We start from the raw sequence: 14973 nt of genomic DNA, 5'->3' as shown, positions 1-14973 counted from the left end.
CCGCTTTGCCACAAAGCGGATATGAAAGATCAGCCTTCCCCCATACGCGAAACCGACGACGATGCCCGCAAGCTCGCCCGCGTGCTGCTGCGCTCCGCACGGCACGCGGCGATTGCCGTTCTCGACCCCGAGACCGGCTTTCCCTTCGCCAGCCGCGTGCTGATCGCCACCGATATCGACGGCACGCCGGTCATCCTGGTTTCGCAGCTGTCGGCCCATACCCGGGCGCTCGCCAAAGACCGGCGCGCCTCGCTCCTGACCGGCGAACCCGGCAAGGGCGATCCCCTTGCCTACCCCCGTCTGACGACCCAGTGCGTGGCAGAACCTATCGAGCGCAGCAATGCATTCTACGAGCGTATACGCACGCGTTTTCTCGCTCGCCACACCAAGGCGAAGCTTTATATCAACTTTCCTGATTTCCTGTTCTTCCGACTCAAGCCGGAACAGGCCAGCCTCAATGGCGGCTTCGGCCGCGCCTACCAGCTCGATGGGAGCGATCTCATAATCCAGTCGGCCGCGAATGAGGAGATTGCCGCCGGGGCAACAGAAGCAGTGCGAGATTTAGTAGAACGTCACCCCGATGTGGAGGAAAGCCTCGCTATCAGGCTACAGGCGCCGGAATCGGGTTCCTGGCGCATTTGTGGTATCGATCCCTCAGGTTTCGACATGATTTCCGGCGATTCTCTGCTGCGATACGAGTTCGAAACCCTCGCTGTGGATGCCGATCACATTTGTTCAAACATATCTAAAATAGCATACTCGATACCTTAAATTTAGGTATATACAATCTTCGAGCCCAGTTGCTAGTTTTTGATGTCAGCCAAAATCCCGGCTGGCGGCCTGCGCCAACACGCTTGATGTACGTTTCGCATTAGGAAGATAACATATGGAAACCTCTGATTTGGCCGATCACACGAACGTGGCGGCAGCTTTATTGTCGGCCATGGCAAACCCGAAGAGATTGCTGATCCTGTGTAGCCTCGTGAAGGGCGAAGTGGCCGTCGGCGTGCTTGCGACACAGGTCGGGCTCAGCCAGTCGGCTCTCTCTCAGCACCTGTCGAAGCTGCGCGCCCAAAAGCTGGTCAAGACCCGCCGGGACGCACAAACCATCTATTATTCGAGCACCTCCGAGCCGGTCATGAAGATCCTGGCAACGCTCGAAGACATCTACCTCGTGCAGAACCGGAACAGATCCGCCGCTTAATGATAGCGCTGACATGAACGTCGGCCGATGCCGTGCTGCAAGGGAATGTTCCCGGAGGCTTGGCAACGATATTTCAGCACGTGAATCTTATGGCACGACCGGCAAATTTGCGATTTGCCGGTCGTGTTTTTGGAATGGCAAGCCGGTCGCGCTGGAACGCCCGCAATTCCAGACGTAAAACTGCCGCGCACTTTTGCCGCAATTGCTTTAACTGCCGACCACGTCGTTGTTGATGCGGCTCAGCACCACCAGCGACGGACGGGCAGGCAAGCTCGACTTGAAGTCCGGCCAGTTGGTGCCTGCATCCTCCATCGAGGTCGCGTCCTCGTTGTCGGCCATCCGCAATTCACCCGGATGCTGGACCGAGAGGAAGACGCTGCTGCCGTCCGGGGTGAAGGTCGGCGAACAGGCTTCCGAACCGACGGGCGCAATATAGAACAGTTTCGGCAACGCACGGCCCGGGCCTTCGGTATCCATCACATAGACGGAATCGGCAATGCCTTCCGGCGGCGGGCCGTCGGTGGTGACCCAGAGGCGCCCGACCGGATCGACGGCGAGATTGTCGGGGTCGGTGAACCAGCCGGCGGAGGTCGTGGCCGGATGGAACATCGCCTGATCCTCGGCCTTGGCAGGATCGCCGCAGAGAATGAAGACATCCCATTTGAAGCTGTCGGCTGCATAATCCGGCTTTTCGGGACCTCCGGGTGCTGCGAGTTCCAGCAGGTGGCCATGCGGGTTGGGGCCGCGCGGATTGGCGATGTTGACCATCTCCTTCTCGTCGTCGCCCTCACCCTTCGGCAGCCGGTCCTCGTTCTCCGTCATGGCGACGTAAAGCTTGCCGGTGCCGAGATGCGGGATAAAGCCTTCCGGCGCGTCCATCGGCGTGGCACCGACGAGATCGGCCGCAGCGCGCGTCGCCAGCACGACGTCGGCCTTGCTCTTGAAGCCGGCTTCCGCCGTCAGCGGCCCCTCGCCCGCAATGAGCGGGATCCAACGCATCATGCCGTCGCTTTCGAACTTGGCGACATCAAGCGTGCCGTGGTCGAGCAGGTCCTTGTTAGCGGCGCGATCGTTGGGGTTCCAAGGATCGCGGGTGACGAAGCGGTAGATATATTCGAAGTCGTCGTCATCGCCCATGAAGACTACCACGCGGCCGTCAGGGGCGACGCAACACTGCGCGCCCTCATGCGTCATGCGGCCAAGCGAGGTGCGCTTGACCGGCTTTGCGGAAGGATCGAACGGATCGATCTCGACCACCCAGTCGAAACGCATCCATTCGTTCGGCTCTTCCTCGAACTTGAAGCGCGGCTCAATACGGCCGACGGAATAGATGTCGTTCTCGTCCTCATCCCAGCCCTGGCGCTCGACCAGCTCCTGGTTCGGCAATTTCTTATAATCGCCGGCGAAGACGTCCATCGCGCCTTCCTCGCCTGAAAGCATCGTGCCCCAGGGGGTGATGCCGCCGTTGCAATTCGAGATCGTGCCGAACACGACCGTGCCGGTCGGATCGGCCTTGGTCTTCAGGCGGTCGTCGCCGGCAGCCGGACCCGAGATGCCGATCTCGGTGCTCATATGGACGCGGCGATTGTATTTGCCATCCCTGACGATCGCCCACTGACCAGCCGTTTTCCTCACTTCGAAGATCGAGACGCCGAGGGCGGCCATGATGGCGCGGATCTGATTGTCCGTCAGCTTCTCGCGGTAGTTTTCGTCGGTCAGTCCGGGAAACATCAGGAAAGGCGTTGCATATTCATGGCTGACGACCATCAGCCCATGGTCGGAGCTCTTCTCGCCCCAGGGCAGCGGCAGAAACTGCGTGAAGTCGTTGTTGTAGCCGAACTGTCGCTCCGCCGCCTTGCCGTCCAGAGTCGCGATATCGAATTCCGGGCTGTCGGCAAACAGTGCATCACCCCAGCGCGCCAGGATCTGGCGCTCATAGCCCTCTGGCCAGTGGTCGGCGGTATCGCGCACGCGCTTGAGTTCCGGGAACGTCAGGCTGGAATCGGCAGCCTCGGCATGCGCGGTTCCGAGCGCCGGCGAAAGTGCCGCAGCGCCCATCGCCGCGAGAAAGCCCTTGAGCACGCTGCGGCGGCGAACGCCCTCTTCGAGAACGGCGCCGTAACTTGGCGCGAATGCATGGCGCCGCGTGGGGCGCGCCCTTGTCTTCTGGCGGTCAGACATCAGTATCTCCGATCGAAATATCGTTTGATTTCAGTGAATTGATGAAATGCAATTGCGCCCTGCGAGCCATCGTTTTTTGTAGCAAGCCGAGGCAAAGGATTGATGACGGGCAGCTTGCAGTGCCTGACCCTGGATATTTCCGGATTGATCGAAGCAAGTTGAGCCTTCTGTCAGGAGAGGCTCTGGGGACTTTTCCCGTTGACGCCTTGGGAAGCCCTGATAATTTGACCGGGCAGTAAAAATATGGGCGTGAAGCCCCGGGAAATGGCCGTCGGCGGCCAGGAGAACAGCATGTCCAATCGCCTCAATGCACCGAACGATCTTCGCGCCTTCTGGATGCCGTTTACGGCAAATCGCCAGTTCAAGAAGGAGCCGCGTTTGTTCGTCGGCGCCAAGGACATGTACTATACGACCCATGACGGCCGTCAGGTGCTGGACGGCACGGCTGGCCTCTGGTGCGTCAATGCCGGCCACTGCCGCCCGAAGATCACCGAGGCGATCCGCGAGCAGGCCGGCGAACTCGACTACGCACCGGCCTTCCAGCTCGGCCACCCTAAGGCCTTCGAACTGGCAAACCGCCTGGTCGACATCGCCCCCGAAGGCCTGAACCACGTTCTCTACACCAATTCCGGTTCCGAATCCGTCGAGACCGCGCTCAAGGTGGCGCTCGCCTATCACCGGGTGAAGGGCAATGGATCACGGTTCCGCCTGATCGGCCGCGAGCGTGGCTATCACGGCGTCAATTTCGGCGGCATCTCCGTCGGCGGCATCGTCACCAACCGCAAGATGTTCGGCACGCTGCTGACCGGCGTCGATCATATGCCGCACACCCACCAGCCCGGCAAGAACAACTTCACCCGCGGCGAGCCTGAGCATGGCGGCGACATCGCTACCGAACTCGAGCGCATCATCACCCTGCATGACGCCTCCACCGTCGCCGCCGTCATCGTCGAGCCGGTGGCAGGCTCCACCGGCGTCCTGATCCCGCCGAAGGGCTACCTGCAGAAGCTGCGCGAGATCTGCACCAAACACGGCATCCTTCTGATCTTCGACGAGGTCATCACCGGCTTCGGCCGCCTCGGCGCCCCGTTTGCCGCGCAATACTACGACGTCAAGCCCGACATGATCACCGCCGCCAAGGGACTGACCAACGGCGTCATTCCGATGGGCGCCGTCTTCGTCACCTCCGAGATTCATGATGCCTTCATGAACGGCCCGGAGCACATGATCGAGTTCTTCCACGGCTACACCTATTCCGGCAATCCGATCGCTTCTGCCGCAGCACTCGCCACGCTCGACACCTACAAGGAAGAAGGCCTGCTGACCCGCGCCGCCGAGCTTTCCGAATACTGGGCCGACGCGCTGCATTCGCTGAAGGATTGCCCCAATGTCATCGACATCAGGAACACCGGCCTGATTGGCGCAATCGAACTCGACCCGATCGCCGGCGAGCCCACCAAGCGCGCCTTCACCGCTTTCCTGAAAGCCTATGAAAGCGGCCTGCTGATCCGCACCACCGGCGATATCATCGCACTCTCCCCGCCGCTGATCATCGAGAAGCACCATATCGACGAGCTCTTCGGCAAGCTGCGGACCATCCTGCAGAACAACGTTTGAGAAAGCTCTGAAGACTTCCGGCATCACGGCCTGCGGCGGATCTCCTGCATAATTCCTAAAATCGGATTCGCTTTAAGGATAAATTATGCAGCCATTCAAAGTGTTACAGCGACGTTTGCGCGTCTGATAGACGCGCGGCGCTGTAAATCCATGCAGGCCCTTTTGTTGGGAAGACCGATAGGCCTTAGGTCACGGCGGCGACGGAAAGGCAGAGGGCGAATTTCTTCAGCAGCCGGAGATCGAATTGCCCTTCGTTGCCGAGCATCCATTTCAGTGCTTGGCTCGCACTCCATGGCGCCTTGTACGGCCGCACGGAGGTCATGGCGTCATAGACGTCGCAAATCGCAGCAAGACGCGCATGGAAGCTGACCTGTGCTTCGGAAAGCCTGCGGGGATAGCCCTTGCCGTCGATACGCTCATGGTGGTTGAGGCAGACGTCGAGAACGATCTCCGGCATCCCTTCCTGGCGTGAGAGAATTACGTGTCCCTTTTCCGGATGATCGCGGATCATCTTGATCTCGTCCTGGTCCAGGCGCCCTTCCTTGTTGAGTATCTCGAGCGGAATTTCGAGCTTGCCGACGTCGTGCAGCAATCCTGCAGTGCCGAGTATCTGCACGGTCGTCTCGTCAAGTCCGAGATGACGGCCGAAAAGGATCATCAGCGCACTCACCGAAAGGGAATGCAGAAACGTCACTTCGTCCTTGGATTTCAGTCGCGTAACGCTCAGAAAGACAGTGGGATTGTCATCCATCGACTTGGAGACTGAGGAAATCACCGGCGCCACCTGATCGAAGCTGATCCCATCGCCATGCTGGAGCCGGACGAAAACGCTTTCCAGGACCTGCACGGATTTCTGGATGGTCTCGCGTGCTGCCTTGGTGTCGATCTCGATATTGCCGCCTGGCAGACCGTCGATGTCGAGACCTCTGCTGGTGTTGATGATAACACCTTCAATGCCGCTCTTGCGAAGTTTCAGGGCATCGGCTTCACGGCGCAGCAGAAATCTTCGCTTGGATAGAAGAGGGTCCTGCCATGCACCCTCGATCGCCTCCACAAACATTCCGTTGCGCACCTGTCTGGCTTCGATACGCTTGAGCATCCAGATCTCTGTTCCTGAAATATTTCTCTGTTTATTATCGACCGTTCTTTTGCATCGCAGCAATATATGCACGAACGATGATTGTACTCTAATTGGTAGAATCAAGTGTTAATCTCGAAACGGAATTCGACTATTCAGAAAGGCGAAGAGTTTCGCGAAATTCGGCAAGTTCATCGGCACCGCGCAGGTGCTGGGACAGTACCCCCGGAGATCTGCAGACGGCGCCAAGATGGACGATTTTGGATTACTTCGTGCAGGATCGGCTCGATTTTCGTTTCATTTTGTTATCAACTTGCGGAATCTCACCAAAATTCCTAGAAATCTTGCCGTTGCGCCCATTCGAGCCAAATATGGCCGGAGGGCGCATCGATCGCGCCGATATCGATCGTCCTTGGCACGGCCTGGGGGCCGTTGAACGATCCGGAAAAGCCGGCGCGACGCTTCATCGCGGGTCGAATGACCCCATCCAAGGAGACAGACAATGACCCTCAAGACATTGACGGCGACCCTCGTCGCGTCACTCGCCTTTGCGCCGCTTGCCTATGCCGATATCACCATCGGCCTGATCGCGCCGCTGACCGGCCCCGTCGCCGCCTATGGCGACCAGGTGAAGAACGGTGCGCAGACCGCCGTCGACGAAATCAACAAGAAGGGCGGAATTCTCGGCGAGAAGGTCGTCCTCGAACTGGCCGACGATGCCGGCGAACCGAAACAGGGCGTTTCCGCCGCCAACAAGGTCGTCGGCGACGGCATCCGCTTCGTCGTAGGCCCGGTGACATCGGGCGTCGCCATTCCCGTTTCGGACGTGCTTGCTGAAAACGGCGTACTGATGGTCACCCCGACTGCGACGGCCCCCGACCTGACCAAGCGCGGCCTCACCAACGTGCTGCGCACCTGCGGCCGCGACGACCAGCAGGCCGAAGTCGCCGCCAAATATGTGCTGAAGAATTTCAAGGACAAGCGCGTCGCCATCGTCAACGACAAGGGCGCCTACGGCAAGGGCCTCGCCGACGCCTTCAAGGCGACGCTGAACGCCGGCGGCATTACCGAAGTCGTCAATGACGCGATCACGCCTGGCGACAAGGATTTCAGCGCGCTCACCACCCGCATCAAGTCCGAGAAGGTCGATGTGGTCTATTTCGGCGGCTACCACCCGGAAGGCGGCCTGCTCGCCCGCCAGCTGCATGACCTCGCCGCCAACGTGACGATCATCGGCGGCGACGGACTCTCCAACACCGAATTCTGGGCAATCGGCACGGATGCGGCAGGAGGCACCGTCTTCACCAACGCTTCGGACGCCACCAAGAGCCCTGATTCCAAGGCCGCAGCCGATGCGCTCACCGCCAAGAACATCCCGGCTGAGGCCTTCACGCTGAACGCCTATGCCGCCGTCGAAGTGCTGAAAGCCGGCATCGAGAAGGCCGGCAGCGCCGAGGATGCGGAAGCCGTCGCGACCGCGTTGAAGGACGGCAAGGAGATCCCGACCGCCATCGGCAAGGTCACCTACGGCGAGACCGGCGACCTGACCTCGCAGAGCTTCTCGCTCTACAAGTGGGAAGCCGGCAAGATCGTCGCCGCCGAGTAAGCCGTCGCTGACCGCACCGACCGGGCGCCCCTGTGGCGCCCGGTTTCCTATGCGGCACTCGCTTGTCGCGGCAGATCGGCTATAAGTTTCGGAATCGGTTGTAATGTGAGCAATGCCATGACCAGCAGACTCGAGCGTTTCATCGACCAGGGCGTCGGCCGCGTACCTGCCGATATCGTGCTGAAGGGCGGCCGTTTCTTCGATCTGGTCACCGGCGAACTCGTCCAGTCGGACATTGCGATCGGCGCCGATCGCATTGTCGGCACCTCAGGCAATTATGAGGGCGAGACCGAGATCGATATTTCGGGCAGGATCATCGTTCCCGGCTTCATCGACACACATCTGCACATCGAATCCTCGCTCGTCACACCGCATGAATTCGATCGCTGCGTTCTGCCCTATGGCGTCACCACTGCGATCTGCGATCCGCACGAGATCGCGAATGTGCTCGGAGCCGCCGGCATCGAATTCTTTCTCGAATCAGCACTTGAGACGATCATGGACATCCGCGTCCAGCTCTCTTCCTGTGTTCCGGCGACGCATCTTGAAACCTCCGGTGCAGATCTGCCGATCGAGCGCCTCCTGCCCTTCCGCGACCATCCGAAGGTGATCGGGCTTGCCGAATTCATGAATTTCCCCGGCGTGATCCACAAGGATCCCGTCTGTATGGCCAAGCTCGACGCCTTCCAGGGCGGCCATATCGACGGTCACGCGCCGCTGCTCTCCGGCAACGACCTCAACGGTTACCTCTCAGCCGGCATCCGCACCGAGCATGAATGCACGACCGCCGGCGAAGCCTTGGAAAAGATTCGTAAGGGCATGCACATCCTCGTGCGCGAGGGTTCGGTCTCCAAGGATCTCGCGGCGCTGATACCCATTATTACCGAGCGGCTTTCACCCTTCCTCGCGCTCTGCACCGACGACCGCAATCCGCTCGATATCGCCGAACAAGGCCATCTCGATCACATGATCCGCACATCGATTGCAAGCGGCGTCGAGCCCCTGGCGATCTACCGCGCCGCCTCGATTTCGGCCGCCCGCGCTTTCGGCCTCAAAGACCGTGGCCTGGTCGCGCCGGGCTGGCGCGCCGATCTGGTGGTTCTCGACAGTCTGGAGAACTGCCGTGCCGACATGGTCTTCTCGGCCGGCCGCCGCGTCACCGATGCGCTCTTTTCCTCGCGCAGACCGGTTGCGCCAATCGGCCTCGACAGCGTCAAGGCCCGGCCCGTCAACGCCGCCCATTTCGGCGTGCCGGTCGCCGAGGGCGAGACGCCCGTCATCGGCGTCATGCCGGGCAAGATCATCACCGAGCATCGCCGCTATCGCCTGCCCGTCAGGGGCAACGAGACGACGGTCGATCTTGCCAACGACATCATCAAGGTCGCCGTCATCGAACGCCACGGCAAGAATGGCAACCATGCCAATGGCTTCGTCCAGGGCTTCGGCCTGAAGAAGGGTGCGATCGCCTCGACCGTCGGCCATGACAGCCACAATATCTGCGTCGTCGGCGTCAGCGAGGACGACATGGCACACGCCGCAAACCGCCTTGGCGAGATCAAGGGCGGCTTCGTCGTCGTCGAAGACGGCAAGGTCACCGGCGAAATCGCCCTGCCCATCGCCGGTCTTATGAGCCTCGAGCCCTATGAGGAGGTTCGCGACATCCTCCACCATCTGCGCAAGGCCGCCTTCGCGCTCGGCGCCACGCTGGAAGAACCCTTCCTCCAGCTCGCTTTCCTCCCGCTGCCGGTCATCCCGCACCTGAAGATATCCGACCGCGGCATGGTGGATGTGGACAAGTTCGCACTCATCGGGTGATGCGATTGAAACAGGGTTGGCTCCGCAGTGAATAACCTCGACGGTCGCCTTCAGACACAGCAGTCGAACATCAAACCCGCGCACAAAACCCGTCAAGCGCCGCAAGCTTCACTGACCCCGCGCCCGCTACCGCCTCGAAGCCCGGCATCTCAAGCGGTTCCTCGATCACCATGTCATCGGGCAGGCGGAATTCCGCCGGTTTGCGCGTCAGGTTGAAAACGAAGAGCAGTTTTTCTCCGTCCTTTTCGCGGGTGAAGGCGAGCAGGTCCTGGTTGGTGCCGATGAAGGTCATGTCGCCGTCGATCAGTGCCGGATGGCTGTTCCGGAATGCAAGCGTCTTGCGGTAGTGATGCAGCACCGAGCTGTCGCTCGCCTCCTGCGTATCGACGGAAAGTGCTGCCTGCTCGTAAGGCACCGGCAGCCAGCTCTTTTCCGCGGAGGTGAAGCCCGCATGCGCCTTGCCGGCTTCCCAGGGCATCGGTGTGCGGCATCCATCGCGGCCCTTGAAGGCCGGCCAGAAGCGGATGCCGTAGGGGTCGCGCAGGTCTTCGAAGGCGAGTTCCGCCTCGGGCAGGCCGAGTTCCTCGCCCTGATAGAGGCAGATCGAGCCACGTAGCGCCGCCAGCACCGAGATCGCCAGCTTGGCGATAACCGGACGCTCTTCCTCCGTCCGCGCGAAACGGCTGACATGGCGCATGACGTCGTGGTTGGAAAAAGCCCAGCAGACCCAGCCGTCGGTCACCGCTTTCTGGAAGGCCTCGACGCAGCCGCGAATATGCTCTGCGGTGAAATCCGGTCCGAGCAGATCGAATGTGTAGCACATATGCAGCTTGTCGCCGCCGCTCGTATAGGCGCCAACCGTCTTCAGCGAGCGCGCCCCGTCGCCGACCTCGCCGACGGTCGTGCGATCCTCGTACTGATCGAGCAGCGCCCGGAAGCGCCTGAGGAAATCGACATTTTCCGGCTGCGTCTTGTCGTAGAGGTGGTTCTGCATGCCGTAGGGATTGCTGTCGGGCGCATCGAGGCCGGCGTCATCCTCATCAGGCTCGTGCGGCGGATTGCTCCTGAGCTGCTTGTCGCAGAAATAATAATTGACCGTGTCCAGCCGGAAGCCGTCGACGCCGCGGTCAAGCCAAAACTTCACCGTCTCCAGCACCGCATCCTGCACGGCCTTGCTGTGGAAATTGAGGTCCGGCTGCGAAGTCAGGAAATTGTGCTGGTAGTATTGGCGGCGCACGCCATCCCATTCCCAGCCCGGTCCGCCGAAGATCGACAGCCAGTTGTTCGGCGCCGTGCCGTCAGGCTTCGGGTCGGCCCAGACGTACCAGTCCGCTTTCGGATTGGTCCGGCTCGATCGGCTCTCGACGAACCAGGGATGCCGGTCGGAAGTGTGCGAGATCACCTGGTCGATGACGACCTTGATGCCGAGCCTGTGCGCTTCGGCCATCATCTCATCGAAATCGGCGAGCGTGCCGAAGATCGGATCGACGTCGCAATAATCGGAAACGTCGTAGCCCATGTCGGCCATGGGCGACTTGAAGAAGGGCGAGAGCCAGATCGCGTCGACGCCGAGGCTGGCAATATGCGGCAGCCGGCGGGTGATTCCCCTGAGATCGCCGAGACCGTCGCTGTTGGTGTCCTGAAAAGAGCGCGGATAGACCTGATAGATCACCGCACCGCGCCACCAGTCCGCACTCCCGCCTGCCTGCAATGCCATCGGCTACATCTCCTGCCTCGTTTGCGCTCGCCACACTAAAGCGGACGAAACAAAAGACAACCAGGTGAAGCGGTTATGAAGGCATTGCGAAACGCCGCGACGCATCGTCGCGATCCGACAAGGGGGAGACGTGTATAGGCTTGTCCACAACCCGTTTCTACCCTCCGGATTTGGGGTTGCAACGCAAAGCCTTTGCGATAATGTGCGCGCTGACCTGCACGTAAGAGGTCAAACACCGGGAACAAATGTCTAATAAAGGCGAAAAGCCTAGAAAGGTGGACCCACCATGAACCATTTCGCGAAAAAATTTCTTGCCTCTGCGATGCTTGGCACATTGCTGGCGTTTTCGGCCCATGCGGCCACGCTCAACATTCACAATGGTGGCGACCCGCAGTCGCTCGATCCGCAGAAGCTTTCCGGCGACTGGGAGAACCGTATCGCCGGTGACATTTTCGAAGGCCTCGTCACCGAGGACGCCAAGGATAATCCGATCCCCGGCCAGGCTGAAAGCTGGACGATTTCGCCTGATGGCAAGGTCTACACCTTCAAGCTTCGCGACGGCATCAAGTGGTCCGATGGCCAGCCGGTAACGGCAGGAGACTTCGTCTTCGCCTTCCAGCGCCTCGTCGACCCGAAGAATGCCGCCGATTATGCCTATCTGCAATTCACCATCAAGAATGCGGAAAAGATCAACAAGGGCGAGATCACCGATCTCAACGAACTCGGCGTCAAGGCGATCGACGACAAGACGCTGGAGATCACGCTTGAAAACTCGACTCCCTATTTCATCAATGCCCTGATGCATTACACTGCCTATCCGCTGCCGAAGCATGTCGTCGAGGCGAAGGGCCAGGATTGGGTCAAGATCGGCAACATTGTCACCAACGGCCCCTACAAGCCCGTCGAGTGGGTGCCGGGCTCGCATGTCACGACGGTCAAGAACGACCAGTGGTATGGCGCCAAGGACTTGAAGATCGATGGCGCGAAGTTCTTCGTGCTCGAAGACCAGGAAGCCGCGCTGAAACGCTACCGCGCCGGCGAATTCGACATCCTCACCGACTTCCCGACCGACCAGTATGAGTGGATGAAGAAGAACCTGCCGGGCCAGGCGCACGTCGCCCCCTTCTCCGGCCTCTACTATTACGTCGTCAACTCGCAGAAGCCGCCCTTCAGCGACAAGCGCGTCCGCCAGGCTCTCTCCATGGCGATCAACCGCGAAGTGATCGGCCCGCAAATCCTCGGCACGGGCGAACTGCCGGCCTATTCCTGGGTCCCGCCGGGCACGGCGAATTACGGCGAGCCGGCCTATGTCAGCTGGAAGGACCTGCCCTATAGCGAAAAGGTTGCCGAAGCCAAGAAGCTTCTGACCGAAGCCGGTTTCGGCCCGGACAAGCCGCTGCACGCCGTGCTCAGCTACAACACCAACGACAACCACAAGCGCATCGCCGTCGCCATCGCCTCCATGTGGAAGCCGCTCGGCGTCGATGTCGAGCTCGTCAATGCCGAAACCAAGGTGCATTACGACCAGATGCAGCGTGGCCAGGTCGAAATCGGCCGCGCCGGCTGGCTCGCCGACTATAACGACCCGGACAACTTCCTGAACCTCCTGGTGACAGGCGTGCAGATGAACTACGGCCGCTGGTCGAATCCCGAATACGACAAGCTGATCAAGGAAGGCAACGCCGAGACGGATCTCACAAAGCGTGCGGCGATCTTCAAGAAGGCCGAACAGCTGGCGCTGGATGAATCCGCCGCCCTGCCGATCTACTACTACGTCTCGAAGAATGTCGTTTCGCCGAAGATCGAAGGCTTCGTCGACAATATTCAGGACATCCACCGCACCCGCTGGCTGTCGATGAAAGAGTAAGGGAAAACGGTCCTTCCCGCGCGTTGCGGGAAGGACCGGCCCACGACCATGATCAAATACGCCCTCCGTCGCCTGCTATCGACGATCCCCGTTCTCTGGATCGCCGTCACAGCCTGCTTTTTTGTTTTGCGCCTTGCCCCCGGCGGCCCTTTCGATGGCGAAAGGCCATTGCCGCCGGTGATCCTGAAGAACCTTGCGATCCACTACAATCTCGACAAGCCGCTCATCCAGCAGTACCTGATCTATGTCGGGGACCTGCTCCGGGGCGATCTCGGCCCCTCCTTCGCCAGCGAGGATTTCACCGTCGCCCAGCAGATCATGATCGGTCTGCCCTACACCTTCACCATCGGTACGGTTGCCTTCCTGATTGCCATCATTGTCGGCGTCGCCGTCGGCTGTCTTGGGGCGCTCTATCAGAACAAGGCACCGGATTATATTCTGGGCGCGCTCATTCTGGTGGGCGTCGTGCTGCCGAACTTCCTGATTGCGCCCATCCTGCAGCTCGTCTTCGGCATCCATCTCGCTTGGTTTCCGGTCGGCGGCTGGGGCGACGGCTCGATCAAATACCTCATCCTGCCGATCGTCGTTCTGGCGCTGCCGCATGCCGGCCGTATCTCGCGCATCACCCGCGGCTCGATGATCGAGGTAATGAACCAGAACTTCATCCGCACGGCCAAGGCCAAAGGCATCGGCCCCCGCCTGACCGTCATGCGCCATGCGCTGAAGCCCGCCATGATGCCTGTCGTCTCCTATCTGGGTCCGGCTGCAAGCTACCTTCTCACCGGCTCGCTGGTTGTCGAAAGCATCTTCGGATTGCCCGGCATCGGCCGCTATTTCGTCAACGCAGCACTGAACCGCGATTACGGCATGGTTCTCGGCACGGTCATTTTCTACATGGTGCTCATCGTGTTCCTGAATCTTCTCGTCGATATCGCCTATGCGTGGCTCGATCCGAAAGTGAGAAACCGATGATCCTCAACCCCGCAAAACGCGAGCTGCTTGCCCAGGAGCTACTGGAAGCGGAAGGCCTTGCGCCCGAAAGCCGCTCGCTCACCAAGGATGCCTTGCGCCGCCTCGGGCGCAACAAGGCGGCCGTCCTGTCGATCGTCGTCCTGACGCTGCTGATCCTCGTGGCCTTCATCGGCCCCTGGTTCATTCCCTTCAACTATGAGGATCCGGATTGGGCGGCCTTCCGCATACCGCCCTCGATCGAGAGCGGCCACTATTTCGGCACCGACCCGAACGGCCGCGACCTTCTCGCCCGCGTGCTTTACGGCACCCGCGTCTCGCTGGCCGTGGCGCTGACGGCGACCGTTGTCTCCGTCTTTATCGGCGTGCTCTACGGTGCTGTCTCGGGCTATATCGGCGGCAGGCTGGATGCGATCATGATGCGCTTCGTCGATATCATGTACGCGCTTCCCTATATCCTCTTCGTCATCCTGCTGATGGTGATCTTCGGCCGCAACGTCTATCTGCTCTTTGCCGCCATCGGCGCGCTGGAATGGCTGACCATGGCCCGCATCGTGCGCGGCCAGACGCTGTCGATCAAGCATCGCGAATTCATCGAAGCGGCCCGCGCATCCGGGCAGCGGCCGTTCAAGATCATCATCAAGCACGTCATCCCGAACCTCGTCGGACCCGTCGTCATCTTCGCAGCGTTGACGGTGCCTGAAATCATCGCCACCGAAAGCTTCCTTTCCTATCTCGGCTTCGGCGTCCAGGAACCACTGACCTCGCTCGGCACGCTGATCGCCGAGGGAACCGATGCCATGGAAAGCATGCCGTGGCTGCTGGTCTTCCCGGCGGGCTTCCTCGTGGCCCTGCTGCTCAGCCTGCTCTTCATCGGCGACGGCCTGCGCGACGCGTTCGACCCGAAGGATCGCTAAGA

At 60.5% G+C, this 14973-nt stretch carries 12 protein-coding genes; 9 read left to right on the top strand and 3 right to left on the bottom strand.

Annotation, left to right across the window (positions count from 1 at the left end; all coding sequences use genetic code 11):
• The first annotated feature begins 21 nt into the window (after positions 1–21).
• Positions 22–771 (top strand): HugZ family pyridoxamine 5'-phosphate oxidase, encoded by a 750-nt coding sequence (locus G9X64_RS35455; protein WP_168310592.1) that lies wholly within the window; start codon positions 22–24, stop codon positions 769–771.
• 115 nt (positions 772–886) lie between these two features.
• A complete protein-coding gene (locus G9X64_RS35450; RefSeq protein ID WP_003561417.1) occupies positions 887–1204 on the top strand; it encodes an ArsR/SmtB family transcription factor in 318 nt (105 codons plus the stop codon).
• 207 nt (positions 1205–1411) lie between these two features.
• Here the strand turns inward: G9X64_RS35450 and G9X64_RS35445 are convergent, their stop codons facing one another.
• Positions 1412–3385 (bottom strand): PhoX family protein, encoded by a 1974-nt coding sequence (locus G9X64_RS35445; protein ID WP_171378356.1) that lies wholly within the window; start codon positions 3383–3385, stop codon positions 1412–1414.
• 291 nt (positions 3386–3676) lie between these two features.
• Between G9X64_RS35445 and aptA the strand changes: the two genes are divergently transcribed.
• The gene (gene aptA, locus G9X64_RS35440; protein WP_168310591.1) at positions 3677–5002 is read left to right on the top strand and encodes an omega-aminotransferase AptA; all 1326 of its coding nucleotides are present in this window, start codon (positions 3677–3679) and stop codon (positions 5000–5002) included.
• A 184-nt stretch (positions 5003–5186) separates the two neighbouring features.
• On the opposite strand, the gene G9X64_RS35435 is transcribed toward aptA, so the two are convergent.
• Positions 5187–6101, bottom strand: a complete 915-nt coding sequence (locus tag G9X64_RS35435; RefSeq protein ID WP_171378355.1) for an HD-GYP domain-containing protein — start codon at positions 6099–6101, stop codon at positions 5187–5189.
• Between the two features lie 239 nt (positions 6102–6340).
• On the opposite strand from G9X64_RS35435, the gene G9X64_RS35430 reads away from it, so the two are divergent.
• From G9X64_RS35430 to ade, 3 genes are all read left to right on the top strand, one after another.
• Positions 6341–6586 (top strand): hypothetical protein, encoded by a 246-nt coding sequence (locus tag G9X64_RS35430; RefSeq protein WP_168310589.1) that lies wholly within the window; start codon positions 6341–6343, stop codon positions 6584–6586.
• Complete coding sequence (locus G9X64_RS35425) at positions 6583–7686, top strand: branched-chain amino acid ABC transporter substrate-binding protein (protein WP_168310588.1); 1104 nt, start codon at positions 6583–6585, stop codon at positions 7684–7686. Before G9X64_RS35430 ends, G9X64_RS35425 begins: the two co-directional genes overlap by 4 nt.
• A 117-nt stretch (positions 7687–7803) precedes the next feature.
• Positions 7804–9501, top strand: coding sequence for an adenine deaminase (ade, locus tag G9X64_RS35420; protein WP_171378354.1), 1698 nt, complete (start codon positions 7804–7806; stop codon positions 9499–9501).
• A gap of 70 nt (positions 9502–9571) precedes the next feature.
• On the opposite strand, the gene bglA is transcribed toward ade, so the two are convergent.
• On the bottom strand, positions 9572–11218 hold the full coding sequence (gene bglA, locus G9X64_RS35415) for a beta-galactosidase BglA (protein WP_168310586.1): 1647 nt from the start codon (positions 11216–11218) through the stop codon (positions 9572–9574).
• 286 nt (positions 11219–11504) lie between these two features.
• Between bglA and G9X64_RS35410 the strand changes: the two genes are divergently transcribed.
• Genes G9X64_RS35410 through G9X64_RS35400 form a run of 3 tightly spaced genes read left to right on the top strand, consistent with a single transcriptional unit; the run spans position 11505 to position 14971 of the window.
• Entirely contained in the window at positions 11505–13085 is a 1581-nt protein-coding gene (locus G9X64_RS35410; protein WP_168310585.1) for a peptide ABC transporter substrate-binding protein, read from the top strand.
• A 48-nt stretch (positions 13086–13133) separates the two neighbouring features.
• Positions 13134–14057 (top strand): ABC transporter permease subunit, encoded by a 924-nt coding sequence (locus tag G9X64_RS35405; protein WP_168310584.1) that lies wholly within the window; start codon positions 13134–13136, stop codon positions 14055–14057.
• On the top strand, positions 14054–14971 hold the full coding sequence (locus tag G9X64_RS35400; RefSeq protein ID WP_168310583.1) for an ABC transporter permease: 918 nt from the start codon (positions 14054–14056) through the stop codon (positions 14969–14971). Before G9X64_RS35405 ends, G9X64_RS35400 begins: the two co-directional genes overlap by 4 nt.
• The last annotated feature ends 2 nt before the right edge of the window (positions 14972–14973 follow it).

Origin of the sequence: Rhizobium sophorae (assembly GCF_013087515.1) — a bacterium.
Classification (GTDB): domain Bacteria; phylum Pseudomonadota; class Alphaproteobacteria; order Rhizobiales; family Rhizobiaceae; genus Rhizobium; species Rhizobium sophorae.
Note: the sequence above shows the minus strand (reverse complement) of the source record. Positions and strands in the feature narration are given on the sequence as shown.

What these genes read in the sequence shown, in the direction of transcription:
- G9X64_RS35400 (WP_168310583.1), top strand. Translation starts at nt 14,054, where the DNA reads ATGATCCTCAACCCCGCAAAACGCGAGCTGCTTGCCCAGGAGCTACTG.
- aptA (WP_168310591.1), top strand. Translation starts at nt 3,677, where the DNA reads ATGTCCAATCGCCTCAATGCACCGAACGATCTTCGCGCCTTCTGGATG.
- G9X64_RS35410 (WP_168310585.1), top strand. Translation starts at nt 11,505, where the DNA reads ATGAACCATTTCGCGAAAAAATTTCTTGCCTCTGCGATGCTTGGCACA.
- ade (WP_171378354.1), top strand. Translation starts at nt 7,804, where the DNA reads ATGACCAGCAGACTCGAGCGTTTCATCGACCAGGGCGTCGGCCGCGTA.
- G9X64_RS35425 (WP_168310588.1), top strand. Translation starts at nt 6,583, where the DNA reads ATGACCCTCAAGACATTGACGGCGACCCTCGTCGCGTCACTCGCCTTT.
- G9X64_RS35405 (WP_168310584.1), top strand. Translation starts at nt 13,134, where the DNA reads ATGATCAAATACGCCCTCCGTCGCCTGCTATCGACGATCCCCGTTCTC.
- bglA (WP_168310586.1), bottom strand. Translation starts at nt 11,218, where the DNA reads ATGGCATTGCAGGCAGGCGGGAGTGCGGACTGGTGGCGCGGTGCGGTG.
- G9X64_RS35435 (WP_171378355.1), bottom strand. Translation starts at nt 6,101, where the DNA reads ATGCTCAAGCGTATCGAAGCCAGACAGGTGCGCAACGGAATGTTTGTG.
- G9X64_RS35445 (WP_171378356.1), bottom strand. Translation starts at nt 3,385, where the DNA reads ATGTCTGACCGCCAGAAGACAAGGGCGCGCCCCACGCGGCGCCATGCA.
- G9X64_RS35450 (WP_003561417.1), top strand. Translation starts at nt 887, where the DNA reads ATGGAAACCTCTGATTTGGCCGATCACACGAACGTGGCGGCAGCTTTA.
- G9X64_RS35455 (WP_168310592.1), top strand. Translation starts at nt 22, where the DNA reads ATGAAAGATCAGCCTTCCCCCATACGCGAAACCGACGACGATGCCCGC.